The following is a 22,561-nucleotide window of genomic DNA, read 5'->3' as shown; positions in this document are numbered from 1 at the left end:
GGGTAAAAGCGAAAATGGCAGCCGGGAGGCTGCCATTTCGAGGAGGGCGGGTTCAGCGTTCGGCGCTTCTCGCCCAGTCGAAGCTGGGGCGGAAACTGTCCGTCAAGGTCAGCGCCATGCTGGCGGTGATATGGTCCTTGTCCTGGTAGCGCACTTTGCCGTCGCGGCTGGCGAAGCAGGTCTTGGCGTCGCAGAACGGATCCAGGGGGTCCCACAAGCGGATGTTGGGGTGACGGGCGGCGACGCGTTGCAGCAGCTGGACAATCTGCAGGCGATGGCGCTCAACGTCCGCGCGCGGCGCGTTGCAGGCCGCCGCGCCCAAGCGGGCCACGCATTCCGGCGGCGACTTGCTCATCTCCGCCTCCGGCAGCACCAGGACGATTTTCAGTCCCAGGCCGGCCATGTCTTGCGCGCTGCGGTCCAGCGATTGCTCCAGGACCTGCAGCGAGGAGGCGCGGTCCAGCGGAGCGACGCCGGCCTTCATGCCGCCGGATACGCTGGGGACGCCTTCGAGACCGGCGGCCACCAGACCGGTCATGGCCGGTCTGCCCGGCAGATCTTGGGCGGTATAGCTGTTCCAGCGCGCGTTGAGCAGCACGCCGGTGACGCCTTGGGCCGCCAGCTGCGGCAATTCCGCGCGCACGGCCCGCGCGAAGCTGGGGCACCAACTGCGTTTCTTGCCTTCGCCCACCGGCATGGCGTCGGCCAGCGGCGGGCAACCGTGGTAGACCCGGCGCAGGATGGCGATGCCGCGCTCCTTGGCCAGCGCGTCGTACAGCGGCATCAGATGGTCGGTGTGGGAATCGCCCCAGGCCAGCAGTTTAAGCGGCGCGCCGGGCGCGCCGACCAGGCATTGGGCGCGCGGGGACAAGGGGACGCCGGCGGCCGGCATGCCGCAATCGCCGACAAAATGGAAAGCGTCGCGCTTGGCCTGCAGAATGCTTTGCTGTCCCGGCCAAGGAAAGTGCTTGGGCAAATACATGGCGACCGTGCCCAGCAGCCATAGGCCGAGGGTGATGCCGAGGCCGGTTCGCAGCGTGGATCGGGTATCGCGCAGCTTCCGCCATTGTCCCCGGCGCAGCGGTTGTTCCACATAGCGGTAACTCAGCCAGGCCAGTGCCAGCGCCAGAACGCCGCCCAAGAACAGGTCGCGTGTCAGATCGCGTTCGCCCAGGCCCCAATAGCGGCCCAGCGCCAGCAAGGGCCAGTGCCACAGATAAAAGCCGTAGGACAGAAGGCCGATGCTGGTCCAGGGACGGGAGCCGATGCAGCGGCTTATCGGATTGGACGGGTCCAGCATGCCGGCCAGAATGAACAGCACGCTGCCGATGACCGGCAGCAACACGATGACGCCGGGAAAGACCATGCGTTCATTCAGCAGCGCGATGGACGCCAGCAGCAGCGCCAGGCCCAGCGCGGCGATGGGCAAGGCCAGGCGCCGGCCTCCGCGCGGGGGCGGCAGCAAGGCCAGCAGGGCGCCGGCGGCGAATTCCCAGGCGCGGGCGGGCATCAGGTAAAAGGCTTGCGGCGTATCGCGATAGCTTAGCCATAAGCTCAAGCCCAGCGATCCGAGCAAGACCGTGCCCAGGGCCAGACGCATGCGCAGGTCGGTGACATGGCGATCCCCCTTGCTCAGGCGGAAGACGCCCCATAGCAGCAAGGGCCAGACCAGATAATATTGCTCCTCCACCGCCAGCGACCAAGTGTGCAGCAAGACTTTGAGGTCGGCGTCGGAGTCGAAATAATCAAAAGCGTGCTTGAGAAAGTGATGGTTGGCGGACAGCGTGGCGACCGCGCGGACTTCCCGTCCCAGCTTGATCTGGTCGTCCGGCAGCATCACGAAGTAGGCCAGCGCCAGGCTGACGGCCAGCACCAGCGCCAGCGCGGGCGCAAGCCTGCGGATGCGGCGAGCGTAGAAAGCCTTGAAGTCGATGCGGCCTTGCGCAAGCAATTCCTGCCGCAGCAGGCCGCTGATCAGGAAGCCGGAAATGACGAAGAATATATCTACGCCGACAAAGCCGCCGCCGAATCCGGGCAGGCCGATGTGGAAAGCGACCACGCTGAGCACGGCCAGCGCGCGCAGGCCGTCGATGTCCGGCCGATAAGCTTTGGCGTCGATACAGGAGTGGGGAGTGAGCGACATAGTGCGGAAGGCTCAAGCCATGATTCTGGCTTGAATAATAAAAAACCAAACATTCTATCCTTATTCCTACTCAAGCTCCCGGTTTTATCACCATTAGAAAGTATGTCGTAAGCATGGCCAGGAAGGCCGGATAGCCCAGGCATTCCCAATAGCGGGCGTAGCGCCAGTAGCGCACGGGCAGCGGCTGGCCGGCGGCGGCGGCGGCGTGCGCCATCGCCGCCATGCGGGTTTGTAGCCGCAGCACCGGCAGCCAGCACAGGCCGGCGAACAGGAACAGGCCGATGGAGGCGAGCAGCCAGTCGCTGGAGAGCGGCCAGCCGGCCTGCCGCGCCAGCCACAGGCCGGACAGCGGTTGGAAGATCACCGCCGGTGTGGTGAACCACCAGTCGGCGCGCACCACCAGCCGCGCCACTTCGGCCTGGGCCGCGGTCTGGCGGCCGCGGTTGGCGAAGAACAGGTAGAAGGCGGAGCCGAAGCCGGTGCCCACCATCAGGGTGGCGGACAGGATGTGCAGGGTTTTGACCACGAGATAGGCGTTCATGCGGAAGTCTCCCGGCGGGCGCCCAGCCACAGCAGCATGGCCAGGATGGGCAGGTTTTTCACTAAGGGGGCGAACGGATGCAGCCAGTTTTCCGGCAGCCAGAGCGCCAACGTCAGGCTGTAGCCGGCGACGACGGCGGCCTGGGTCCGCCATAAGGCGCGGCAGGGGCGTCCCAGCGTCAGCAGGCCGAAGACGAGGTCCAGGCCGCAGGCGGCGAGGAAGAGCGGCGCGGCCCAGGCGGCGGGCAAGGGCAGCCGCTGCAGCATGGCGACGGACGCGTCCCAGGCGCTGAGCGGCGGCTGCAGGCCGCTCCACAGCCACAGCGCCGCCAACGCGTATTCGATGTTGCGCGTGGAGGGCGTCATGGCGCTTCCCGGAATTGGCCGCTGGCCAGCGGCGCGCGTTGCAGCAGCGCGCCGAGGGTGGACGGGTCGCCGCAGCTGCCGTGGTTCAGCATCTCCAGGGTGTCGCGGCTGATCAGGCTGGACGGCCAGCGTTCGGCCAAAGCCGCCAGTGTCCGGCTGGCCTGGGGCGGCAGGTTGAGGATGTAGGCCGGGGCGTTCAGTCCTTGCAATCGACGCAACTGGCGCAGGTAGTCGGCCAGGGTCAGCGCCTCGGCGCCGACGAACTCGATGACGCCTTCCGGCGCGTCGTCGGCCAAGGCCAGCCGCGCCAGCCCCTCCACCGCGTCGTCCAGCGCCAGCGGCTGGATGCGCTGATTGCCGCCGTCGGGCAGCAGCCACAGGGGCAGCCGCGCCAGTTGCAGCAATAGCCGGCTGCTGGCGCCTTGCGGGCCGTAGATCAGCGAGGGCCGCGCGATGCGGGCTTCCAGGCCGCTGGCCAGCAGGGCGGCGTCGTCGCGGCCCTTGCCGGCCAGGAACGGGGTGGCGGCCTGCGGGTCCGCGCCCAGCGCCGACAGTTGCACCCAGCGGCGCACATCGGCTTGATAGGCCATGCTGGCCAACTGCAGCGGTCCCAGGTGATGAACGGCTTCCAGCGCGCCGGCTGGGCGGTCCAGCAACTGGCCGGCGGCGTTGACCACCGTGTCGACGCCTTCCAGCCATTGACGCCAGTCGGCGCGCGGCTGGCGCAGGTCCAGCTGCCGGCGCGAGGGCGCGCTGACTTGGTGCCCGTCCCGTTCCAGCCGCTGGCGCAGCGGCCGTCCGATGAAGCCGCCGCCGCCCAAGAGCAGTATCTTCATTGCGCGGTCTCCTGAGGCGCGGCGGGCAGGGGCTGGACCTGCCGCGGGACGGGGCGGGGCGCCACCTGCCGCCAGACCAGGCGCAGCAGCACCAGCAACTGGGCCACCACGCCCAGCAGCGCCCACATCAGGATGGCGCGGATGTCCAGCCATAGAGAGGCGGAAGGGGCGTCCGGCGCGAACAGCAGCACGGCCAGCAGCGGTCCGGCCAGGATCAGGATCAAGAAGGCGCGCTGCCAGAACGGGCCGCCCGCGCCGTGCTCGCACAGGGCCTGGGTCACTTGCCGCAAGGGGCCGGCCAGCAGCCACCAGCACAACAGGCTGCACAGCAGGGGGACGATGATCATGCTGGTGATGAATCCGCTCATGGTGTTCTCCTTTATTTCTGAAATTTCTGTCAAAACGGAAATGTAATGGCAAAAAAATATGCGGAGTTTCCGGCGGCGCAAGGCCGCCCGGCGCCGCCCGCGTGCGCGGCGAACTTATTTATCCCGTCCCAGCAGTTTCTGAATGCTGGCGCCCATCTTCAGCACCCGGCTCAGCGTGGCGGTGGACAGGCGCAGCATTTCCCGAGTCCAGGAGGTGAGAGTGTCCATGAACTGCCAGGTGTTGCGGATGCGTTCCTGCGCCAGCGGGCTCTCCTGCTGGAAGTCCGGGCTGTCCATGCATTCCTTCAGCACCAGCAGGGTGGGCTCGATTTCACGGCGCTGCCGCTCTGCCACGATGATGCGGAACAGTTCCCAAACGTCGCCCGAAGTTTCAAAGTGGTCGCGGCGGTCGCCCAGCACGTGCACGATGCGGATCAGTTGCCAGTTCTGCAGCTCTTTCAGGCTGTTGCTGATGTTGGAGCGGGCCACGTTGAGGGTGTCGGCCAGTTCTTCGGCGTTCAGCGGGCGGCCGGTGATGAAGAGCAGCGCGTGTATTTGAGCGACGGTGCGGTTCACGCCCCAGCGGGTGCCCATTTCGCCCCAGTGCAGCACGAAGCGTTGGGATACGGGTGTCAGTTCCATGGTGCTTACGATAGTTGTTTCCGAAATTTCTGTCAATACAGAAATTCATTGGCATGGAGCGGGACGACGCGCCGTGAGAGCAAGGCCGCGCCCGGACAGGGGCGCGGCGCCGTTGGCGTCAGTGCTGATGGAACAGGGCGTTGTGTCCGGCGGCGCCGGTTTCGGCGGCTTGGGCCTTGCGGCCGCGGATGCGGTCCCACACCTTCTCGTGGAAGTAATAGGCCACGGTGTTGACCAGCGGTTCCACCAGGGCCAGCAGGCTGGAGACGCCTATATTGCCGGTCAGCAGATAAGCCACGCTGAAGGCGACGGTGAAGTGGCAGATGGCGAAAGTAATGGTCTTGAGCATGGCAGGGCTCCACGTTGAGTATTCATTGAATGATAGTCATTATCATTTGAGTGGGCCAGTTGAATATTTTGCTCAGAGCGATAGCATTTTACTAATGAATTTTTGGATTTGATTGCGGATGGCCGCCAGCGGCGGTGGGAAGCCTCCGCTGCGAGGGGTTTGCCGTCAGTTCACGATCGCGCGAGCGCAGACGAGACAAGGCGTTGCGGCAAGGGGACGATGGATGAGGCTGCGAAGCCGCACCCACCGGGTTAGGCCGCGCGACGCGCGGCGGTTCTTACATCTTGACGCCCAGTTCGCGCAGGCGCTCGTTCAGATAGTTGTCCGCGGTATAGCGTTCGGACAGCACCACTTCCGGACGCGGGTGCAGGAAGAGCGGCAGCGAGATGCGGCTCTTGGTCGCGCCTTCGCCGCTGGGGTTGACCACGCGGTGTTGGGTGGACGGATAGTAGCCGCCGGAGGCCTCTTGCAGCATGTCGCCGATATTGACCACCAGGGTGCCGAAATCACAGGGCACGTCCAGCCATTCGCCTTGCTTGTCCTGCACTTGCAGGCCGGGCTCGTTGGCGGCGGGCAGGATGGTCAGCAGATTGATGTCGCCGTGGGCGGCGGCGCGCAGGGAGCCGGCCGGCTCCTGGCCGGTGAGCGGCGGATAGCGCAGCACGCGCAGCAGGGTTTTTTGGCTGTCGGCGATCATGTGGGACAGCGGCTCGGTGTAGCTGGCGGCGATATGGGCCGGTGTGTATTGCTGCACCCAGGACAGCAGCTCCTGCGCCAGCTGGTTGGCGACGGCGTAGTAGTGGTCGGCGTCGGCCTTGAGTTCCGGCGGCACGCGGCCCCAGGGGTAGATGTGGAAGTATTCCTTGATGTCTTTCAGGCTTGCGCCCTTGGCGGTTTCCGATACCTCCGGGGAGAACCAGCCGTCCTGACGTTCCATGGAAAAGGCGTAGTCGTATTTGGTCTGGCTGTTGAAGAAGGCCAGCCAGTCGGCGTAGATATTTTCCACCAGGCTTTGCGGGATCGGATGGTTGACCAGCACGCCGAAGCCGGTTTCGTGCAGGGAGCGGGTGAATTGTTCCGCCGCGTCCGGCGCGTGGTAGTCGACAACTCTGACATTCATGGGGTGGGGTTCCTGAGGATTGCAGGACGCTGCCATTCAATGGCGGGGCAGGCGCCGAGGGCTGGGATTTTACCCGCGGCTCCCGGCATCACCAAGCGCGGGCCGCGGGGGTGTCGCGTCGCGGCAACGTCGGTTCAGCCGCCGGCGCGGATGAAGGGCGAGGAGCCGCCGCCGGCCGTGGTGTCGGCGCGGAGCCGGCCCGCGCGCAGCAACTGCTGGACGCGCCAGAACAGGATGTCGGAGGACAGCAGCGCTTCCCGGATGTGGACGAGGGCGTCGCCGACCAGGCGGGACACCGCGCGCGGCTGCTCGCCGCTCAGTTCCAGCAGCAGCGCGTCGTAGCGGTCCAGCGGCGCTTCGACGACGTCATCGTCTTGTAGGCGGCGCAGGCCTTGGCCGTGTTCGCGCCAGCGGCGCCATTGCGAGGCCAGCACCTGGCGTTCGCCGGCCGCCAGCGGGCGCTCCCGCCGCCGGCAATCCGCCAGCCGTTCCAGCGGCAGCATGGCCATGCTCCATTCCGCCATCTCGTCGCCGGCCTGCCAGACGGGCTCCGGCGCGGCGCAGACGGTCAACGGGCAGTCCGCCGGCAGTTGCTCGGCCAGCAGCGCCAGCGCCAGGCGGTCGCCGGCGTTGCGGCCTTGCCAGACGGTGAGCGGCCGCGGCCGCTCCAGCAGCCGCAGCAGCGCTTTGCGGCCGGCTTGATGCCGGCGCAGCCAATCGTCCTCGTATTCCGGCAGCCAGGGCTGGGCCTGCAGCAGTTGCTGATGCCAGGCCAGGCGCAGGCCTTGATCGATGGCGTCGGCGTCCAGCAGCGGCCCGGCGCTCAGGTCTTCGATGAAGGGCAGGACCTCGCCGTCCAGCAGGCCGTCGCGCCGCAGCGCGTTCAGCATGCCGGCGGCGGAGTCGCCGACGGCGAGGTGAACCCGCTCCGCGTTCATACGCGCTGGTCCATGTCCAGCGCCGGGGTGCCTTCGGCGCGGGCCACCACGCGGGCGGGCACGCCGACCACGGTGGTGTGGGCCGGCACGTCTTCCAGCACCACGCTGCCGGCGCCTATCTTGGCGCAGGCGCCCACCAGGATGTTGCCGAGAATGGAGGTGTTGGCGCCGATCAGTACGCCGTCGGCGATCTTGGGATGGCGGTCGCCGTGTTCCTTGCCGGTGCCGCCCAGGGTCACGCCCTGCAGCAGCGAGACGTTGTCGCCGATGACGGCGGTTTCGCCCACCACCACGCCGGTGCCGTGGTCCAGCATCACGCCCTGGCCGATGCGCGCGGCCGGGTGGATGTCAGCGCCGGTGACTTCGGAGATGCGGTTCTGCAGAAAGAGCGCCAGGGTTTTGCGCTCCTCCCGCCACAGCCAGTGGGTGATGCGCTGGCACTGGATGGCGTGGAAGCCCTTGAAGTAAAGCAGCGGGGTGGAGTAGTTGTCGCAGGCCGGGTCGCGGTCGAAACAGGCGCTGATGTCGGCGCGGGCGGCGGCGCTGATGGCCGGATCGGCGTCCAGCGCCTCGCGGAACAATTCCATCAGCGCGCGGGCGTCCATCACCGGGCTGGCGAGCTTGCTGGACAGGTGGAAGGCCAGCACGTCTTCCAGGGTGGTGTGGCGCAGCACGGTCATGTGCAGGAAACTGGCCAGCATGGGCTCGTCTTGCGCGGCTTGTTCGGCTTCCCGCCGGATGGCGGACCAGAGCGGGTCGCCGTTTGCTTCGTTCATTTTGCGAAACTCCCTTGCGCTGGGGCGGCGCGCCTCAGCGGTCTTTCAATTGCCAGAATAGTGCGCGGTCGAACGGGGACCACCAGGCGGTGCGCGCGCCGCTGGCGGCCAGCGCGTCGCGCACCCACTGGTTGCAGGTGGTCAACGGGCTGTAGCGGCCGTTGGCCAGGTAAAACGCGTCCTGATCATGATAATGATAGCCCGGCATCCACAGGGCCTGGCCGGCCGCGTCGCGGGCGACGGCGGCCTGGATGAAGCCGGTCAGCCGTCGGTATTGTTCCGGCGCGAGCAGCAGGCGCCGGGTGGCGGCGCCTTCGCGCGGCGTCGGCAGGTATTCCACGTGCAGCACGGCGCCGTCCAGCCCGGACAGCGCGTAGAGCGCCTTGCCTGGGGTGAGGTCGGACCAGTTCCGCGTTTCCAGGTAAAAGCTGCGGCTGCCCCAGCCTATGCCCACATAGGGCAGTTTGTCCAGATTGGCCCCGGTCCGCGGATGGCGCGGGGAAAAGGTCTCGTCCCAGTCCATGCCCGGGGCGCGGCGGGGCAGCAGCAGGCCGGCGTGCACGCCGTTGCTGTCCAGGTAGACCGGTATGCCGGACTCGGCCGGCCGCCAGTCCCGGTTGACAGGCAACAGGCCCAGGGTCAGCGCGGCGAGCAGATAGAGGGCGATCAGGGCCAGCAGGCCCAGCGCCGCGCGGAACAACAGGCGCGGCAGCCGGGCCGCCGGACGGGGCGGGCGGGATGGCATGCGCGGCTTACAACAGGACGACGTCGAATTGTTCCTGGGTGTAAGTGGCTTCCACCGACAGCGAGATCGGCTTGCCGATGAAGTCGATCAGCATCGCCAGGCTTTGCGATTCCTCGTCTATGAACATGTCGATCACCGATTGTGCGGCCAGGATGCGGTAGCCCTTGGCGTCGAACTGGCGCGCCTCGCGCACGATCTCGCGCTGGATCTCGTAGCACACGGTTTGCGCGGTCTTGATCTCGCCGCGGCCCTGGCAGGTGGGGCAGGGTTCGCACAGCACGTGGGCCAGGCTTTCGCGGGTGCGCTTGCGGGTGATTTCCACCAGGCCCAGGCTGGTGAAGCCGTTGAGGGTGACGCGGGTGCGGTCGCGCGCCATCGCCTTGGCCAGCTCCGCCAGCACCGCGGACTGGTGCTCGTCGTTGTCCATGTCGATGAAGTCGACGATGATGATGCCGCCCAGATTGCGCAGCCGCAGTTGCCGGGCGATGGTCTGGGTGGCCTCCAGATTGGTCTTGAAGATGGTTTCGTCGAAATTGCGGTTGCCGACGAAGCCGCCGGTGTTGACGTCTATCGTGGTCATCGCTTCGGTCTGGTCGATGATCAGATAGCCGCCGAACTTGAGGTTGACGCGGCGCGCCAGCGCCTTGTCGATCTCGGCTTCGATGCCGTGCAGCTCGAACAGCGGGCGTTCGCCGCTGTAGCGCTCGATCTTGTCCACGGCGATCTGCACGTATTGCTCGGCGAACTCCACCATGCGGCTGTAGTTCTCGGTGGAATCCACCACCACCTTGTCGGTGAAGTCGCTGACCATGTCGCGCAGCACGCGCACCGCCAGCGGCAGGTCCTCGTAGAGCAGGCTTTGCGCCGGCAGGTGCTGGGACTTGTGGCGGATGTCGGACCACAGCTTGGACAGGTAGTCGATGTCGGCGGCCAGCTCGTCGTCGCGCGCGGTTTCGGCGCTGGTGCGGATGATGTAGCCGCGCGGGCTATTGGCCGGCAACAGCTTTTCCAGCCGGGACTTCAGATTGTGGCGCTCGCTTTCGCTGTCTATTTTCTGCGAGACGCCGATGTGCTCTTCCTGCGGCAGGTGAACCAGGAAGCGGCCGGCCAGAGAGATCTGAGTGGACAGGCGCGCGCCCTTGGTGCCGATCGGATCCTTGATCACCTGCACCAGCACGGTCTGGCCTTCGAACAGCATTTTTTCGATGCGTTGCGGCTCGGTCGGGTGCTGGCGTTGTTCCAGCACGTCGGCGATGTGCAGGAAGGCCGCGCGCTCCAGGCCGATTTCAATGAAGGCGCTCTGCATGCCGGGCAGCACGCGCTTGACCTGGCCCAGGTAGATGTTGCCGACGATGCCGCGGCTGGCGGCGCGCTCCACGTGCAGCTCCTGGACGACGGCGTCTTCCAACACCGCGACCCGGGTTTCCTGCGGGGTGATGTTGACCAGGATTTGTTCTTTGGGGCGCGGTAGATCGCGCGGCAGGGGTATCGATTGATGCAGCATGGTGGTTCCCCGCGCGCTCATGGAAACTGAAAGCCGAATTCGCTCAGCAGCGCCGCGGTTTCGAAGATAGGCAGGCCCATCACGCCGCTGTGGCTGCCGTGGATGCGCTCGACGAAGACGCCGGCCTTGCCCTGGATGCCGTAAGCGCCGGCCTTGTCGAAAGGCTCGCCGCTGTCCAGATAGCGCTCGATGTCCTGCTCGCTGAGCGGACGGAAGAACACCTCGGTCACCGAGGTCTTGAGTCTGACTTGTTCGCCTTCGCGCACCACCACGCTGGTGATGGCCTGATGGCCGCGGCCGGAGAAGGCGCGCAGCATGCGGCGGGCGTCGTCGGCGTTTTCCGGCTTGCCGAAGATTTCGCCGTCCATCGCCACCGTGGTGTCGGCGGCCAGCAAGGGCCGGGACGGCAGTCCGCAAGACTCCACCACCTGCCAGCCGGCCTCGGCCTTGGACAGCGCCAGCCGTTCGGTATAGGCGACGGCGGACTCGCCGGGCCGCACCGATTCGTCGATGTCGGCGTGGATGCGCTCCAGGTGCATGCCCAACTGTTCCAGAATTTCGCGGCGGCGCGGGCTGCCGGAAGACAGGTAAATCCGGGTGTCATTTGCGGTCATGATAGTCTGCTCATTTGTTCTTTCGGTCGTCGTCTAGGTTACCAGACGCGTGATGCCGCAACCATCGAATCCATCAGACGCCGGGCGTTTTCAGGCCGGCAAGCTCCCATTCAAATGGCGTCAATTTCCTGTTTTTAAAGGCGTGGAAGCGGCGCGCGGACGGGTTTTTTTCCGGCGGCCTGCTGCGGCGGAGCGCGCTGCCCGGTATCATGGCGGCTTGCTTCCCCATCTCCTGTTGTCATACCCCGATGCCCAAGTCCAGCGTTTCCCCGTTTGCCCGCGCCGCCACTTTGGCGGCCATTCTGTTGATCCTGTTCAATCCCTTGGGCATCGATCTTTACCTGTCGGCGATGCCGGCGATGCAGCGGCATTTCCAGGCCGACGTCGCGATCAGCCTCAGCGTGTTCATCTTCAGCCTGGGGCTGGGGCAGTTGCTGTTCGGCCCGCTGGCGGACCGGATCGGCCGCAAGCCGGTGGCGCTGGGCGGCCTGCTGCTGTATGCGGCGGCGGCCTATCTGGCCAGCCGCAGCGACAGCCTGGGCGGTTTCCTGGGCCTGCGCGCGCTGCAAGGCCTGGGCGCCAGCGCCAGCTCGGTGTGCGCGTTCACCCTGGTGCGCGATTGTTTCTCCGGCAACGCGGCGGCCCAGCGCTACAGCCTGCTCAACGCCGCGCTGAACGTGGTACCGGCGATGGCGCCCTTGCTGGGCGGCTGGCTGACCGCGCGCTGGGGCTGGCAGTCCTGCTTTCTGGCGCTGGCCGGCAGCGCTGTGCTGGCGGCGGCGTGGCTGGCCTGGAAAATGCCGGAAACCCGGCCCGCGGCTTCCAGCGCAGCCGGGCCGGCGATGGGCATGCGCCAGGTGCTGGCGACGCCGGCGCTGCGCCGTTACGGCGCTTGCTGCTGCGCGGCGCTGGCCTTGATCGTCAGCTATGTGACGCTGGCGCCGGCGGTGCTGATCGAGCGCGGCGGGGTGGACAGCACCACCTTCGGCCTGCTGTTCGGCGGCAACGCTCTCTTGGTGATGGCGGCCAGCTTCCTGGGTCTGAAGCTGATCGGCCGCTTCGGCCAGAAGGCGATGTTGCGTTACGGCCTCAACATCATGTTGCTGGCCGGCGTATTGCTGCTGGCGCTGTCCGGCCAGCCGGGCGCTTGGCATTATATGTTGCCGATCGGCGTGCTGAGCGTGGGCTTCGCCTGGACGCTGGGGCCGGCCAGCGGCATGGCCATGGCGCCGTTTTCCCAGGGCGCCGGCCGCGCCGCCGCCTTGCTGGGCTGCGGTCAGATGCTGTTCGCCGCCGGCGTGTCGGCGGGGCTCGCGGCGCTGCCCTTGCCGGGTGAATGGGCGCTGGGCGCGACGGTCCTGCTGCTGGCCGGCCTGTGCCGCTGGCTGACCCGGCCCGCGGCGGCGATTCGGGAAAATCCTCACTGATTTTCAAGCGTTTGGCATGTATTGTGAGATTTGTGGCGCGGGTCCGGCTTTAGCTCTTGTCGGGCAGCCTACAATCGGCAGACAATTGGCCCAAATTTGAGAGTTGACTTCGACAATGAGGCGCGGCGGCAAATCACCCGGCGCTTCTCCGTTCTTTGCACTGATTAGCAGATTTCATGAACAAACATATTCCGCGCAAGCGTTTCGGCCAGAATTTCCTGCAAGACGCCAGCGTCATCGCCAACATCGTGCATGCGGTGAACCCGCAGCCGGACGACGTCGTCATTGAAATCGGTCCCGGCCTGGGCGCGATCACCAAGCCGCTGCTGGCGGCGCTCAAGCATTTGCACGTGGTGGAGATCGACCGCGACATCATCAGCCGCTTGCAAAAGGAGTTTCCGGCCGAGCGCCTGAGCATCCACGCCGGCGACGCGCTGGCCTTCGACTTCGCCTCCGTGGCGGAGGGCAAGCTGAAGATCGTCGGCAATCTGCCCTACAATATTTCCACGCCCTTGTTGTTCCATCTGGCCACTTACGGCCAGAAAGTCACCGACATGCATTTCATGTTGCAAAAAGAGGTGATTGAACGCATGGTGGCGGAGCCGTCCACCGCCGATTACGGCCGGCTGACGGTGATGTTGCAGTACCGTTTTGAAATGGAGAATATCCTGCACGTGCCGCCGGAAGCGTTCTGGCCGCCGCCGAAGGTGGATTCCGCCGTGGTGCGGATGATTCCGGCGCCGGGCCGCTGCGGCGTGGCCAGCGACGAGCTTCTGCTGGAGCAGGTGGTGACCACGGCGTTCTCGCAGCGGCGCAAGACGCTGAAGAACAATCTGAAGGGCCTGCTGGACGCGGAGGGTTTCGCCGCGCTGGAAATGGACCCCGGATTGCGGCCGGAGAATCTGCCGGTGGAGGATTACGTCCGACTGGCCAATTATCTGAGCGCGAAAGGCCACAAGGCCAAACGTCAGTAACGGGGCTTTGGCAACGTAAAAAAATACGAGCGGGCGTTCAGCGCCCGCCGCACTACAAAGAGTCGTCCGTCCCCGTCCTTGTCGGCGGGGGCTGTCTATCACAGGAAGTGAAAAAGGAGAAACTTCATGCGTATTCGCTCCACCCTGATCTGTGCCGCCACTCTGGGCGCCTTCTGCGCCGCTCCGGCCATGGCAGCCGAACTGACCGGCACCCTGAAGAAGATCAAGGATTCCGGCGTGATCGTCCTGGGCAACCGCGACGCGTCCATTCCGTTTTCCTACTACGACAACAACCAGAAGCCGGTGGGCTACTCGGTGGACTTGGCCAACAAAGTGGTCGAGCAGGTGAAAAAAGAGCTGAAAATGCCGAACCTGCAGGTCAAGTACAATCTGGTGACCTCGCAGACCCGCATCCCGCTGGTGCAGAACGGCACCGTGGACCTGGAGTGCGGCTCCACCACCAATAACGTGGAGCGTCAGAAGCAAGTGGCGTTCTCGGTGGGCATCTTCGAGATCGGCACCCGTTTGCTGACCGCCAAGACCTCGGGCATCAAGGACTTTCCGGATCTGAAGGGCAAGAACGTGGTGACCACCGCCGGCACCACCTCCGAGCGCCTGATCAAGGCGATGAACGCCGACAAGAAGCTGGGCATGAACATCATCTCGGCCAAGGATCACGGTGAATCCTTCCTGATGCTGGAGTCCGGCCGCGCCGCGGCGTTCATGATGGACGACGCGCTGCTCTACGGCGAGATGGCCAAGGCCAAGAGCCCGGCCAACTGGGTGGTGACCGGCAAGGCCCAGTCCTACGAGATCTACGGCTGCATGATGCGCAAGGAAGACCCCGCCTTCAAGAAGGTGGTGGACGCCGCGCTGAGCAACACCTTCAAGTCCGGCGAGGTCAACAAGATCTACGCCAAGTGGTTCACCAGCCCGGTGCCGCCCAAGGGCCTGAACCTGAACTTCCCGATGTCCGATGAATTCAAGGAGCTGATCGCCAAGCCGACCGACAAGTCTGCCGAGCAGATGTAAGTCGCGGTTGGCGCGCCGCGGCCCCGTCCTCCCCGCTGTCTGGCGCGGAGCCCGGGGCGCGCGGCCGTACCCGCTTTCTTTGTGTGTGGCCGGGCGTTCGCGCCGGCCGCGGCCCGCCTGCGCATGAGCGCGCCCGGCGGGCTGGCGTTGTGGGAGTGAAGCATGAATTACCACTGGGACTGGATGGTGTTTTTCAAGTCCACCGGGGTGGGTAGCGAGATCTATCTGAACTGGTTCGTCACCGGCCTGGGCTGGACCATCGCCGTGGCGCTGGCCGGCTGGGCGATCGCCCTGGCCTTGGGCTCGGTGCTGGGCGTGATGCGCACGGTGCCGAATCGCTGGGTGGCCGGCATCGCCGCCGCCTATGTCGAGTTGTTCCGCAATGTGCCCTTGCTGGTGCAATTATTCGTCTGGTACTTCCTGATCCCGGACCTGCTGCCCGAGGGCGCGCAGGCCTGGTTCAAGCAGGACCTGGCGCCGGCCACATCCGCCTTCTTGTCGGTGGTGGTGTGTCTGGGCCTGTTCACCGCGGCGCGGGTGTGCGAACAGGTGCGCACCGGCATCGAAGCCTTGCCGCTGGGGCAGCGCAACGCTTCGCTGGCCATGGGTTTCTCCCTGGCGCAAACCTATCGCCACGTGTTGCTGCCGCAGGCTTTCCGCATCATCATTCCGCCGCTGACCAGCGAGTTTCTGAATATTTTCAAGAACTCCTCGGTGGCCTCGCTGATCGGCCTGATGGAACTGCTGGCGCAGACCAAGCAGACCGCGGAGTTCTCCGCCAACATCTTCGAGGCCTTTACCTTGGCCACCATCATCTATTTTGTGCTCAATATGAGCCTGATGACGCTGATGGCCTGGATTGAACAGCGGGTGCGCATTCCCGGCATGATGGGGGGCAAATGATGGATTTCGATTTCAGCCAGATCGGCCCGGCCTTGCCGGGACTGTGGCAGGGCATGCAGCTGACGCTGAAGCTGCTGGTGATGGCGGTGGTGGGCGGCGTGGTGCTGGGCACTCTGCTGGCGCTGGCCAGGCTGTCCGACAACCGGGTGCTGGCGCCGTTGGCCAAGTTCTACGTCAATTACTTCCGTTCGATTCCGCTATTGCTGGTGATCTCCTGGTTCTACCTGGTGGTGCCGCTGTTGCTGAACTGGATCACCGGCAATTTCGAGCCGGTGGGGGCGTTCACTTCCTGCCTGGTGGCCTTCGTGATGTTCGAGGCGGCGTATTTCTCCGAGATCGTCCGCGCCGGCATCCAGGCCATTCCCAAGGGTCAGGCCGGCGCCGCCTACGCGCTGGGCATGAATTACGGCCAGGTGATGCGTCTGGTGATCCTGCCGCAGGCCTTTCGCAAGATGACGCCGCTCTTGCTGCAACAGTCCATCATCCTGTTCCAGGACACTTCGCTGGTGTACGCTGTCGGCTTGATGGATTTTCTCAACACCGCCCGCTCCAAGGGCGACGTCGTCGGCTTGCCGCATGAGTTCCTGCTGTTTGCCGGCGCAGTCTATTTCGTGATCAGTTTCGGCGCTTCGCGGCTGGTGAAGCGTATGCAAAAGAGGTTGGCTGTATGAGCGCAATGATTTCCCTGAAGCAAGTCAGCAAATGGTATGGCCAGTTCCAGGTCCTGACCGATTGCACCACCCAGGTCGCCAAGGGCGAGGTGGTGGTGGTGTGCGGGCCGTCCGGCTCCGGCAAATCCACCCTGATCAAGTGCGTGAACGCGCTGGAGCCGTTCCAGAAGGGCGAGATCATCGTCGACGGCATTTCGGTGGGGGCGCCCAAGACCGATCTGCCCAAGCTGCGCAGCCGCGTGGGCATGGTGTTCCAGCACTTCGAACTGTTCCCGCATCTGTCCATTACCGAGAATCTGGCCATCGCCCAGGTCAAGGTGCTGGGCCGCAGCCAGGACGAGGCGCGCGACAAGGGCTTGAAATTGCTGGACCGGGTGGGGCTGAAGGCGCATGCCGACAAGTTTCCCAGCCAGCTGTCCGGCGGCCAGCAGCAGCGGGTGGCGATTGCGCGCGCGCTGGCGATGGATCCGATCGCGATGCTGTTCGACGAGCCCACCAGCGCGCTGGACCCGGAGATGATCAACGAAGTGCTGGACGTGATGACCGAACTGGCGCACGAGGGCATGACCATGATGTGCGTGACTCACGAGATGGGCTTTGCCCGCCGCGTGGCCAATCGCGTGATCTTCATGGACCAAGGCCATATCGTGGAGGATTGCGACAAGGACGAGTTCTTCGGCAATCTGGACGGCCGTTCCGAGCGCGCCCGTCACTTCCTGTCCAAGATCTTGCAGCACTAAGAACCTATTCACGATCTCGCGAGCTAAGGCGAGACAAGGCGAAAACGAGAGAAAAAGCGGAATGTACACGGGTACATGAGCATTTTGAGCTTGGTTTCAACGCCGTATCGCCGACGCGCAGCAGATCGTAAACAGGTTCTAAGCCAGGTTCTGGTCAAAGTAAAAGCCCGCCGTTTGGCGGGCTTTTCGTTTGGACGGCGCGATCAGTTGCCGTTCTTGATCTGTTGGCTGACCTGGTTCTCTTCCTGATTCAGCGTTTTTTGCTCCTGCTTGGTGATGTGGCCGTGATCGAGCTTGGCCATGTCCTGCTCCTGCTGGCGGATGTCGCGGTCTTCGCCGTGCAGCTTGCGCGCTTCGTCGCGGCTGATCTTGCCTTCCTTCAGTTCGCGGTGAATGCGGCGGTCCTGATGATGCAGGCGCTGATTGACTTCCTCGCGGCGAGGATGCTCCTTCTGCCATTCGGATTCGGCCCGGGCCTGGGCGGCGAGCAATAGGCTGGCGGCGAGCAGGCCGGTCAGCAGCAGGGGGCGAGCGTTCGTTTTCATCTTGATCTCCTGGGATGGCAATGATTGCCAGATGTCATCCTAGAAGGGGGCAGGGCAAGTGTTTGTTAAGGCTGTTTAATCTGTGTTGCCCGCGGCGGGCTTAGACATGAAAACTAAGAAATCTCCGTCCGCGGGCGCATGGCGGTTCAGAAAATCCAGTTTGGCGGCGCGGTCTAGCCGCTTGAACGCGTATTCGGCCTTCAGCGCCTCGGAGCGGCCTGCGCAGACCAGCACCAGGGCCAGCGCCTGCGGCGGGTTGAGCCGGGTGTAGCGCGCGCCCTTGCCGGCGGCGTGCTGGGCGTAGCGGCGCGCCACATCGGTGGTGACGCCGGTGTAGAGCGCGCCGTCGCGGCAGCGCAGCACATATAAAAACCAGGGCCGGGGGGAAGCCCGGCCCTGCGTGTCCCGCGCGTCGGCGGATTTAGATGCTGGCATCCAGATTGGCCAGCGGGCTGATCAGCACCCGTTCGGTGCGGTTGCCCTTTTGCACGGTGACGCGCAGCTTCCATTCGCCGACGGTGATTTCATCGCCTTCGCGCGGAATGCGCTCCAGGCAGTCCATCAGCAGGCCGGCCACGGTGTGGAAGTCTTCGTCCTCGAAGTCGCCCAGCACGATGTGCTGCTCCAGCGTCACCAGTTCCAGGCTGCCTTCCACGTCGAAGCTGCCGTCGGCCTGCGGCACGATGGCCGGCAGTTCGTGACGCTCGTGTTCCTCCGGAAACTCGCCGGCGATCGCCTCCATCAAGTCCTTCTGGGTGACGATGCCTTCCAGGCTGCCGAACTCGTTGACCACGAAGGCCATGTCCGCCGAGTGCTGGCGGAAGCTCTCCAGCGCTTTGAGCACGGTGACGGTTTCCGGCAGCACCAGCGGCTGGCGCAGCGCGGCGTCGATATTCATTTCGCCGCCGTCCAGCAACTGGGTCAGCAAGTCCTTGCGCGCGACGATGCCTTGAGGCTCGTCGATGCTGCCGTCCTTGATCACCACCAGCCGCGAGTAAGGACTGTCGCGCAGCACTTTGCGCTGCGCATCCTGGCTTTGGCTCAGGTCCAGGCGGTGCACGTCGGCGCGCGGCGTGGCGATCACGCGGATCGGCCGCTCGGCCAGGGTCAGCACGCTGTGTATCATCGCGCGTTCGTTCTGGGCGAAAGCTTCCTGCGGCTCGGCGTCCTTGCTGTCCTCCACCTTGCCTTCGTCGGCGCTGGGGCTGGTCAGCTTGCTGCCCATCAGGCTGAGCACCGCGTTGGCGGTGCGTTCGCGCAAGGACTGGTTGCGGTTCAGGTAGCGGATGCGATTGGCCTGCGACACCTGGTTGAAGGCTTCGATCAGCACCGAGAAGCCGATGGCCGCGTACAGATAGCCCTTGGGAATATGGAAGCCGAAGCCTTCCGCCACCAGGCTGAAGCCGATCATCAGCAGGAAGCCCAGACACAGCATCACCACGGTGGGGTGGGCGTTGACGAAGGCGGTCAGCGGTTTGCTGGCGGCGATCATCATCAGCATGGCGACGATGACGGCCAGCATCATCACCGGCAGGTGTTCGGCCATGCCGATGGCGGTGACCACCGAGTCGATGGAGAATACCGCGTCCAGCACCAGAATCTGGGCGACGACGGTGCCGAAGGCGGCGTAAGCCTTCTGGCCGTTGCTCTTCACTTCATCCACGCCTTCCAGGCGTTCGTGCAGTTCCGTGGTGGCTTTGAACAACAGGAATACACCGCCGCCCAGCATGATGAGGTCGCGCCCGGAGAAGGGCTGGCTGAGCACGTGGAACAGCGGCGAGGTCAGCGTCACCAGCCAGGAGATGCTGGCCAGCAGCACGAGACGCATAATCAGGGCGAGCGACAGGCCGGTGATGCGGGCGCGGTCGCGTTGGTGCGGGGGGAGCTTTTCCGCCAGGATGGCGACGAAGATCAGGTTGTCAACGCCCAGCACCACCTCCAGGATGATCAGCGTGAGGAGGCCAAGCCAGGCGGAAGGGTCAGACAGCCACGAAACGTCCATGATGAAAACGAAGATTCCTTATAGATAAAAACGGGGTAAAAATAGCACAGTCGGGGCGCGATTAACAAAAATCCATTGCGCCCGGCCGCGGCGGCAAGAAAAAACCCCGCCGAGGCGGGGTGGCTCGGGAGGCGGTTTACAAGCCGCCGTAGGAATGCAGGCCGGCCAGGAACATATTGACGCCGAGGAAGGCGAAGCTGGTGACGAACAAGCCCACCACCGCCCACCATGCCAGCGGCGCGCCGCGCCAGCCCTTGACCAGGCGGATGTGCAGCCAGGCGGCGTAGTTCAGCCACACGATCAAGGCCCAGGTTTCCTTCGGGTCCCAGCTCCAGTAACCGCCCCAGGCGTCGGCGGCCCACATCGCGCCCAGAATGGTGGCGATGGTGAAGAACAGGAAGCCGACGGCGATGGCCTTGTACATCACCTCGTCCAGCACTTCGGCCGGCGGCAGCTTGTCCTTGAGCCAGCCCTTCAACGCCAGCAGTTCGGCGATGCCGAGCATGGCGGCGATGGCGAAGGCGCCGTAGCCGACGAAGTTGGCCGGCACGTGTATCTTCATCCACCAGGATTGCAGCGCCGGGATCAGCGGCTGGATCTCATGGGCCTGGCGGTCGAAGGTGTACCACAGGATGAAGCCGACCGAGGCGCAGATCACCAGCAGCACGAAGGCGCCCATCTGGCGCGCCGCGTACTTGGCCTCGTAGTACAGATACATCAGCGCGGTGATCAGCGTGAACAGCACGAAGACTTCGTAGAGGTTGGAGACCGGGATGTGGCCGATGTCCGGGCTGATCAGATAGCTTTCGTACCAGCGGGTGAACAGGCCGGCGAGACCCATGACCGACGCGGCCCAGGTCAGGCCGCTGCCCATGCGGTTCAGCGTGTCGGAGCGGGTCAGCAAGCCGGCCCAATACGAGAAGGCGGCCAGGAAGAACAGCGTGCACATCCACATGATGGAGGATTGGCTGGACAGCATGTATTTGAGCAGGAAGGCGGTCTGGCCGCGCGCCAGCTCGTGCTGATACACCTGGATCGCCAGCAGCGAGATACAGCCGGCCAGCGGGAAGAACCAGCGCCAGGCTTTCCAGAACCAGCCCAGGCCGATCAGTCCCAGCGCGGAGCCGGCCAGGATGGCCTGTTCGTAGCCGTCCATGTAATGGTTGTACAGCGCGTAGCTGTAGCCGGCGGCGGCCAGCACCAGCAGCGCGTAGAGCCAGTCGGCCGGGGTCAGCCGTTTCAGTAGCGGCTGCCGCGAGAAAGAAGCGTGGGCCAGTTCCATCATGCACCTCGTACCAGCTGTTTGATAAGTTGAGTATGGCGCGCAAAGTCGCCGTCCAGATCGCGATTATGCCGGTTTGACGTCATCGCGACCCGTACTTTGGAACCGTTGACGCGCACCCACAGGCGCAGCTCGCGCACATAGAACATCAGGATGATGCCGAAAACCAGCAGCACCGAGCCCAGATAGACCAAGGTCTTGCCGGGCGAGCGGGTCAATTGCAGTCCGGAGGCCTGCACTTGCTCGAAGCCTTCCAGCTGCAGGAAGACCGGCGCGCCGTAGTCGTGCAGCGAGCTGGCCGCCACCAGGCTGTCCAGCAAGAAGCGGTAATGCTCGCTGTCCAGCTTCATCGGCGGCAGGCCGGCTTTTTCGTCGGCCACCGACATCACGTCCACCACCGCGCCTTGCAGGATCTTGATATAGGTTTGCGCCACCGCCTGGCGTTTGTCCTGCGGCACGCGGTCGTCCAGGAATTTCTCCAGGCCGACGAAGCCGCTGTCGCCAAAGCGCGCCAGCACCCATTTGACGCTGTCGGTGAACTGCTGCTGCATCGCCGGGCTGATGGCGTCGCCTTTCAGCGCCTTGTGCGCGGCGCGGCGGGCGATCTCGTCGTAACGCGCCGGGTCCAGCAAGGCGGCGCGCAGGCGCATGAAGCGCTCCACGCTCATCTCCTCGTCCAAGGGGATGCGCACGTACTGGAACGGTTCGGCCACGGTCTTGCGCACGCCGGCCATCATATAGCTGGCGCCGTCCTGCTGGATGGGCGCCATATAATGCATGAACTCCACCGCCTGGCCCTGGGCGTCGCGCAGCTTGAAGCTGATCGACGGGCCCTGGTTTTTCAGCTGCTTGTCCTGTTTGACCTCGCGCGCGTCGTGCATGCGCTGCGACAGCGTGCGCTGGCCTTCCTGCGGCTTGCCGATGTTTTCGATATTGAAGACGCGCAGCTCGCCCACTTCCAGCGTGTAGTCCTTGCCGTTGGCTTTCAGCGGCTGGCTGGACATCGACACCGCCGGAATCTCGGTCGGACGCGCTTGCGGCGCGGCCAGATTCCAGGCCTTGAACTTGAGCGGGGACGCGCCGTCGCCGAAGCTGGACTGGTAGATGGCGATGCCGTCGACGATCAGCGGATGGTTGACCTTGACCGTGGCCTCGGTGGTTTTGCCGCTGGCCTTGTCGGTGACCACGATGTCGCTGGCGAACAGCTTGGGCATGCCGTTGCTGTAGTAATCGACGTGGAACTTCTTCAGGGTGATGATGAAGGGCAGTTCCTGCACCAGATAGCCGTTGCCGGCGTTGAGGAAGGTGACGTCGGCGCTCTTGTTCTCCGCGATGGTGACGTTGCCGCGGAAGGACAGATTGTTCGAGCCCAGCCGGCTGGCCGCCGGAATCTGGTTTTGCGGCACGTCGCGGGTCTCCGGCACCACGCGGCCGGTGAGCTCGCCGATTTTCAGCGGCAGGTTGCCGTCCAGCAGGCCGCCGATGCAGATCACCACCAGCGCGATGTGGGCGAAGAAATAACCGAGCTTGCCGGCCGCGCCCTTCTTGGCCGCCAGCACCAGGCCGCCGTCGGCGCGAGGCTGCTCCTTGAGGCGGAAGCCTTGCGCCTGCAAATAGGCGCGCGCGGCGTCGGCGTCGAAGCCTTCGGCCTGGAAGCTGACGCTGTGCTTCATCGCCGCCAGGGAGTTGTCGGAGGCTTTTTCGCGGTAGGCGCGCATGTCCTTGATGAAGCCGGGACCGTTGCGCAGAATGCACAAGCTGGTGGACAGCACCAGGAAGGTGAGGATGGTGAGGAACCACGCCGAATGGTAGACGTCGTACAAGCCTAGCCATTCAAACGCTTGAAACCAGAATTGCCCGAACTCGAAAGCGTAGTTGGGATAGGGTTCGTTCTGTTTCAGAACCGTCCCGATCACCGAGGCGATGGCCAAGATGGTCAGCAGGCCGATGGCGAATCGCATCGAACTGAGCAACTCATACCAGGCGTGAGCCAGGCTGTTGCGGCTAGTTTTTTTCATAGTGGCGTAAAGTGCAAAAAGGAAAG

The 22,561-nt window shown here is 64.8% G+C and carries 25 protein-coding genes; 6 read left to right on the top strand and 19 right to left on the bottom strand.

The annotated features are described in order from the left end of the window. Positions 1-52: 52 nt before the first annotated feature. The 14 genes from ACODRW_RS10415 to ACODRW_RS10350 all read right to left on the bottom strand — a co-directional run bounded on the left by ACODRW_RS10415 (position 53) and on the right by ACODRW_RS10350 (position 11,170). On the bottom strand, positions 53-2,143 hold the full coding sequence (locus tag ACODRW_RS10415; protein ID WP_488905684.1) for an acyltransferase family protein: 2,091 nt from the start codon (positions 2,141-2,143) through the stop codon (positions 53-55). Between the two features lie 70 nt (positions 2,144-2,213). Next, a complete protein-coding gene (locus tag ACODRW_RS10410) occupies positions 2,214-2,684 on the bottom strand; it encodes a DUF2269 family protein (RefSeq protein ID WP_488905683.1) in 471 nt (156 codons plus the stop codon). Beyond that, positions 2,681-3,049: a DoxX-like family protein gene (locus tag ACODRW_RS10405; protein ID WP_107797766.1), complete on the bottom strand. Its 369-nt coding sequence runs from the start codon at positions 3,047-3,049 to the stop codon at positions 2,681-2,683. Before ACODRW_RS10405 ends, ACODRW_RS10410 begins: the two co-directional genes overlap by 4 nt. Continuing rightward, complete coding sequence (locus tag ACODRW_RS10400; protein WP_488905682.1) at positions 3,046-3,885, bottom strand: NAD-dependent epimerase/dehydratase family protein; 840 nt, start codon at positions 3,883-3,885, stop codon at positions 3,046-3,048. The genes ACODRW_RS10405 and ACODRW_RS10400 overlap by 4 nt, the downstream gene beginning before the upstream one ends. Next, positions 3,882-4,253, bottom strand: coding sequence for a hypothetical protein (locus ACODRW_RS10395; RefSeq protein WP_488905681.1), 372 nt, complete (start codon positions 4,251-4,253; stop codon positions 3,882-3,884). Before ACODRW_RS10395 ends, ACODRW_RS10400 begins: the two co-directional genes overlap by 4 nt. Positions 4,254-4,367: 114 nt before the next feature. Beyond that, positions 4,368-4,895 (bottom strand): GbsR/MarR family transcriptional regulator, encoded by a 528-nt coding sequence (locus ACODRW_RS10390; protein WP_107797769.1) that lies wholly within the window; start codon positions 4,893-4,895, stop codon positions 4,368-4,370. 118 nt (positions 4,896-5,013) lie between these two features. Beyond that, positions 5,014-5,244, bottom strand: a complete 231-nt coding sequence (locus ACODRW_RS10385; RefSeq protein WP_019102374.1) for a DUF2061 domain-containing protein — start codon at positions 5,242-5,244, stop codon at positions 5,014-5,016. A 277-nt stretch (positions 5,245-5,521) separates the two neighbouring features. Beyond that, positions 5,522-6,364, bottom strand: coding sequence for an isopenicillin N synthase family dioxygenase (locus tag ACODRW_RS10380; protein ID WP_488905680.1), 843 nt, complete (start codon positions 6,362-6,364; stop codon positions 5,522-5,524). A gap of 134 nt (positions 6,365-6,498) precedes the next feature. Next, positions 6,499-7,302, bottom strand: a complete 804-nt coding sequence (locus tag ACODRW_RS10375; protein ID WP_488905679.1) for a DUF3658 domain-containing protein — start codon at positions 7,300-7,302, stop codon at positions 6,499-6,501. Then, positions 7,299-8,078 carry a serine O-acetyltransferase gene (gene cysE, locus ACODRW_RS10370; RefSeq protein WP_107797772.1) on the bottom strand — a complete coding sequence of 260 codons (780 nt, stop codon included), beginning with the start codon at positions 8,076-8,078 and terminating at the stop codon, positions 7,299-7,301. Before cysE ends, ACODRW_RS10375 begins: the two co-directional genes overlap by 4 nt. A 34-nt stretch (positions 8,079-8,112) precedes the next feature. Beyond that, positions 8,113-8,823 (bottom strand): TIGR02117 family protein, encoded by a 711-nt coding sequence (locus tag ACODRW_RS10365; protein ID WP_488905678.1) that lies wholly within the window; start codon positions 8,821-8,823, stop codon positions 8,113-8,115. Between the two features lie 7 nt (positions 8,824-8,830). Then, positions 8,831-10,327 carry a ribonuclease G gene (gene rng / locus ACODRW_RS10360; protein ID WP_048413615.1) on the bottom strand — a complete coding sequence of 499 codons (1,497 nt, stop codon included), beginning with the start codon at positions 10,325-10,327 and terminating at the stop codon, positions 8,831-8,833. Between the two features lie 17 nt (positions 10,328-10,344). Continuing rightward, the gene (locus ACODRW_RS10355; protein WP_488905677.1) at positions 10,345-10,941 is read right to left on the bottom strand and encodes a Maf family protein; all 597 of its coding nucleotides are present in this window, start codon (positions 10,939-10,941) and stop codon (positions 10,345-10,347) included. A 73-nt stretch (positions 10,942-11,014) separates the two neighbouring features. Further along, positions 11,015-11,170, bottom strand: a complete 156-nt coding sequence (locus ACODRW_RS10350) for a hypothetical protein (protein ID WP_158274200.1) — start codon at positions 11,168-11,170, stop codon at positions 11,015-11,017. A gap of 19 nt (positions 11,171-11,189) precedes the next feature. On the opposite strand from ACODRW_RS10350, the gene ACODRW_RS10345 reads away from it, so the two are divergent. The 6 genes from ACODRW_RS10345 to ACODRW_RS10320 all read left to right on the top strand — a co-directional run bounded on the left by ACODRW_RS10345 (position 11,190) and on the right by ACODRW_RS10320 (position 16,688). Next, positions 11,190-12,368, top strand: a complete 1,179-nt coding sequence (locus tag ACODRW_RS10345) for a multidrug effflux MFS transporter (RefSeq protein ID WP_253313540.1) — start codon at positions 11,190-11,192, stop codon at positions 12,366-12,368. Between the two features lie 176 nt (positions 12,369-12,544). Continuing rightward, complete coding sequence (gene rsmA, locus ACODRW_RS10340; protein ID WP_107797776.1) at positions 12,545-13,342, top strand: 16S rRNA (adenine(1518)-N(6)/adenine(1519)-N(6))-dimethyltransferase RsmA; 798 nt, start codon at positions 12,545-12,547, stop codon at positions 13,340-13,342. Positions 13,343-13,468: 126 nt separating this feature from the next. Further along, a complete protein-coding gene (locus ACODRW_RS10335) occupies positions 13,469-14,374 on the top strand; it encodes a glutamate/aspartate ABC transporter substrate-binding protein (protein ID WP_019102383.1) in 906 nt (301 codons plus the stop codon). A gap of 162 nt (positions 14,375-14,536) precedes the next feature. Then, on the top strand, positions 14,537-15,277 hold the full coding sequence (locus ACODRW_RS10330; RefSeq protein WP_474455403.1) for an amino acid ABC transporter permease: 741 nt from the start codon (positions 14,537-14,539) through the stop codon (positions 15,275-15,277). Continuing rightward, entirely contained in the window at positions 15,274-15,948 is a 675-nt protein-coding gene (locus tag ACODRW_RS10325; protein ID WP_107797779.1) for an amino acid ABC transporter permease, read from the top strand. Before ACODRW_RS10330 ends, ACODRW_RS10325 begins: the two co-directional genes overlap by 4 nt. A 5-nt stretch (positions 15,949-15,953) precedes the next feature. After that, on the top strand, positions 15,954-16,688 hold the full coding sequence (locus ACODRW_RS10320; protein ID WP_107797780.1) for an amino acid ABC transporter ATP-binding protein: 735 nt from the start codon (positions 15,954-15,956) through the stop codon (positions 16,686-16,688). Positions 16,689-16,891: 203 nt separating this feature from the next. Here ACODRW_RS10320 and ACODRW_RS10315 read toward each other — a convergent pair whose 3' ends face one another. The 5 genes from ACODRW_RS10315 to ACODRW_RS10295 form a co-directional block, all read right to left on the bottom strand. Then, on the bottom strand, positions 16,892-17,233 hold the full coding sequence (locus ACODRW_RS10315; protein ID WP_199225780.1) for a hypothetical protein: 342 nt from the start codon (positions 17,231-17,233) through the stop codon (positions 16,892-16,894). A 75-nt stretch (positions 17,234-17,308) separates the two neighbouring features. Next, positions 17,309-17,668 carry a GIY-YIG nuclease family protein gene (locus tag ACODRW_RS10310; RefSeq protein ID WP_227106440.1) on the bottom strand — a complete coding sequence of 120 codons (360 nt, stop codon included), beginning with the start codon at positions 17,666-17,668 and terminating at the stop codon, positions 17,309-17,311. Continuing rightward, positions 17,655-19,235, bottom strand: a complete 1,581-nt coding sequence (locus tag ACODRW_RS10305) for a TerC family protein (RefSeq protein ID WP_227106442.1) — start codon at positions 19,233-19,235, stop codon at positions 17,655-17,657. Before ACODRW_RS10305 ends, ACODRW_RS10310 begins: the two co-directional genes overlap by 14 nt. A gap of 136 nt (positions 19,236-19,371) precedes the next feature. Continuing rightward, positions 19,372-20,517: a c-type cytochrome biogenesis protein CcsB gene (ccsB, locus tag ACODRW_RS10300; RefSeq protein ID WP_107801571.1), complete on the bottom strand. Its 1,146-nt coding sequence runs from the start codon at positions 20,515-20,517 to the stop codon at positions 19,372-19,374. Next, positions 20,517-22,535, bottom strand: coding sequence for a cytochrome c biogenesis protein ResB (locus ACODRW_RS10295; RefSeq protein ID WP_107797783.1), 2,019 nt, complete (start codon positions 22,533-22,535; stop codon positions 20,517-20,519). Before ACODRW_RS10295 ends, ccsB begins: the two co-directional genes overlap by 1 nt. Positions 22,536-22,561: the final 26 nt, after the last annotated feature.

The sequence above is a fragment of the Chromobacterium sp. FG89 genome (genome assembly GCF_057808735.1).
The sequence above is the reverse complement of the archived record's forward strand: the minus strand, read 5'-3'. Positions and strand labels throughout refer to the sequence as shown.

What these genes read in the sequence shown, in the direction of transcription:
- ACODRW_RS10380 (WP_488905680.1), bottom strand. Translation starts at nt 6,364, where the DNA reads ATGAATGTCAGAGTTGTCGACTACCACGCGCCGGACGCGGCGGAACAA.
- ACODRW_RS10390 (WP_107797769.1), bottom strand. Translation starts at nt 4,895, where the DNA reads ATGGAACTGACACCCGTATCCCAACGCTTCGTGCTGCACTGGGGCGAA.
- ACODRW_RS10315 (WP_199225780.1), bottom strand. Translation starts at nt 17,233, where the DNA reads ATGAAAACGAACGCTCGCCCCCTGCTGCTGACCGGCCTGCTCGCCGCC.
- ACODRW_RS10330 (WP_474455403.1), top strand. Translation starts at nt 14,537, where the DNA reads ATGAATTACCACTGGGACTGGATGGTGTTTTTCAAGTCCACCGGGGTG.
- ACODRW_RS10405 (WP_107797766.1), bottom strand. Translation starts at nt 3,049, where the DNA reads ATGACGCCCTCCACGCGCAACATCGAATACGCGTTGGCGGCGCTGTGG.
- ACODRW_RS10345 (WP_253313540.1), top strand. Translation starts at nt 11,190, where the DNA reads ATGCCCAAGTCCAGCGTTTCCCCGTTTGCCCGCGCCGCCACTTTGGCG.
- rsmA (WP_107797776.1), top strand. Translation starts at nt 12,545, where the DNA reads ATGAACAAACATATTCCGCGCAAGCGTTTCGGCCAGAATTTCCTGCAA.
- ACODRW_RS10350 (WP_158274200.1), bottom strand. Translation starts at nt 11,170, where the DNA reads ATGGGGAAGCAAGCCGCCATGATACCGGGCAGCGCGCTCCGCCGCAGC.
- ACODRW_RS10410 (WP_488905683.1), bottom strand. Translation starts at nt 2,684, where the DNA reads ATGAACGCCTATCTCGTGGTCAAAACCCTGCACATCCTGTCCGCCACC.
- ACODRW_RS10395 (WP_488905681.1), bottom strand. Translation starts at nt 4,253, where the DNA reads ATGAGCGGATTCATCACCAGCATGATCATCGTCCCCCTGCTGTGCAGC.
- ACODRW_RS10325 (WP_107797779.1), top strand. Translation starts at nt 15,274, where the DNA reads ATGATGGATTTCGATTTCAGCCAGATCGGCCCGGCCTTGCCGGGACTG.
- ACODRW_RS10365 (WP_488905678.1), bottom strand. Translation starts at nt 8,823, where the DNA reads ATGCCATCCCGCCCGCCCCGTCCGGCGGCCCGGCTGCCGCGCCTGTTG.
- ACODRW_RS10400 (WP_488905682.1), bottom strand. Translation starts at nt 3,885, where the DNA reads ATGAAGATACTGCTCTTGGGCGGCGGCGGCTTCATCGGACGGCCGCTG.
- rng (WP_048413615.1), bottom strand. Translation starts at nt 10,327, where the DNA reads ATGCTGCATCAATCGATACCCCTGCCGCGCGATCTACCGCGCCCCAAA.
- ACODRW_RS10335 (WP_019102383.1), top strand. Translation starts at nt 13,469, where the DNA reads ATGCGTATTCGCTCCACCCTGATCTGTGCCGCCACTCTGGGCGCCTTC.
- ACODRW_RS10295 (WP_107797783.1), bottom strand. Translation starts at nt 22,535, where the DNA reads ATGAAAAAAACTAGCCGCAACAGCCTGGCTCACGCCTGGTATGAGTTG.
- ACODRW_RS10320 (WP_107797780.1), top strand. Translation starts at nt 15,954, where the DNA reads ATGATTTCCCTGAAGCAAGTCAGCAAATGGTATGGCCAGTTCCAGGTC.
- ACODRW_RS10375 (WP_488905679.1), bottom strand. Translation starts at nt 7,302, where the DNA reads ATGAACGCGGAGCGGGTTCACCTCGCCGTCGGCGACTCCGCCGCCGGC.
- ACODRW_RS10355 (WP_488905677.1), bottom strand. Translation starts at nt 10,941, where the DNA reads ATGACCGCAAATGACACCCGGATTTACCTGTCTTCCGGCAGCCCGCGC.
- ACODRW_RS10415 (WP_488905684.1), bottom strand. Translation starts at nt 2,143, where the DNA reads ATGTCGCTCACTCCCCACTCCTGTATCGACGCCAAAGCTTATCGGCCG.
- cysE (WP_107797772.1), bottom strand. Translation starts at nt 8,078, where the DNA reads ATGAACGAAGCAAACGGCGACCCGCTCTGGTCCGCCATCCGGCGGGAA.
- ACODRW_RS10385 (WP_019102374.1), bottom strand. Translation starts at nt 5,244, where the DNA reads ATGCTCAAGACCATTACTTTCGCCATCTGCCACTTCACCGTCGCCTTC.
- ccsB (WP_107801571.1), bottom strand. Translation starts at nt 20,517, where the DNA reads ATGGAACTGGCCCACGCTTCTTTCTCGCGGCAGCCGCTACTGAAACGG.
- ACODRW_RS10305 (WP_227106442.1), bottom strand. Translation starts at nt 19,235, where the DNA reads ATGGACGTTTCGTGGCTGTCTGACCCTTCCGCCTGGCTTGGCCTCCTC.
- ACODRW_RS10310 (WP_227106440.1), bottom strand. Translation starts at nt 17,668, where the DNA reads ATGCCAGCATCTAAATCCGCCGACGCGCGGGACACGCAGGGCCGGGCT.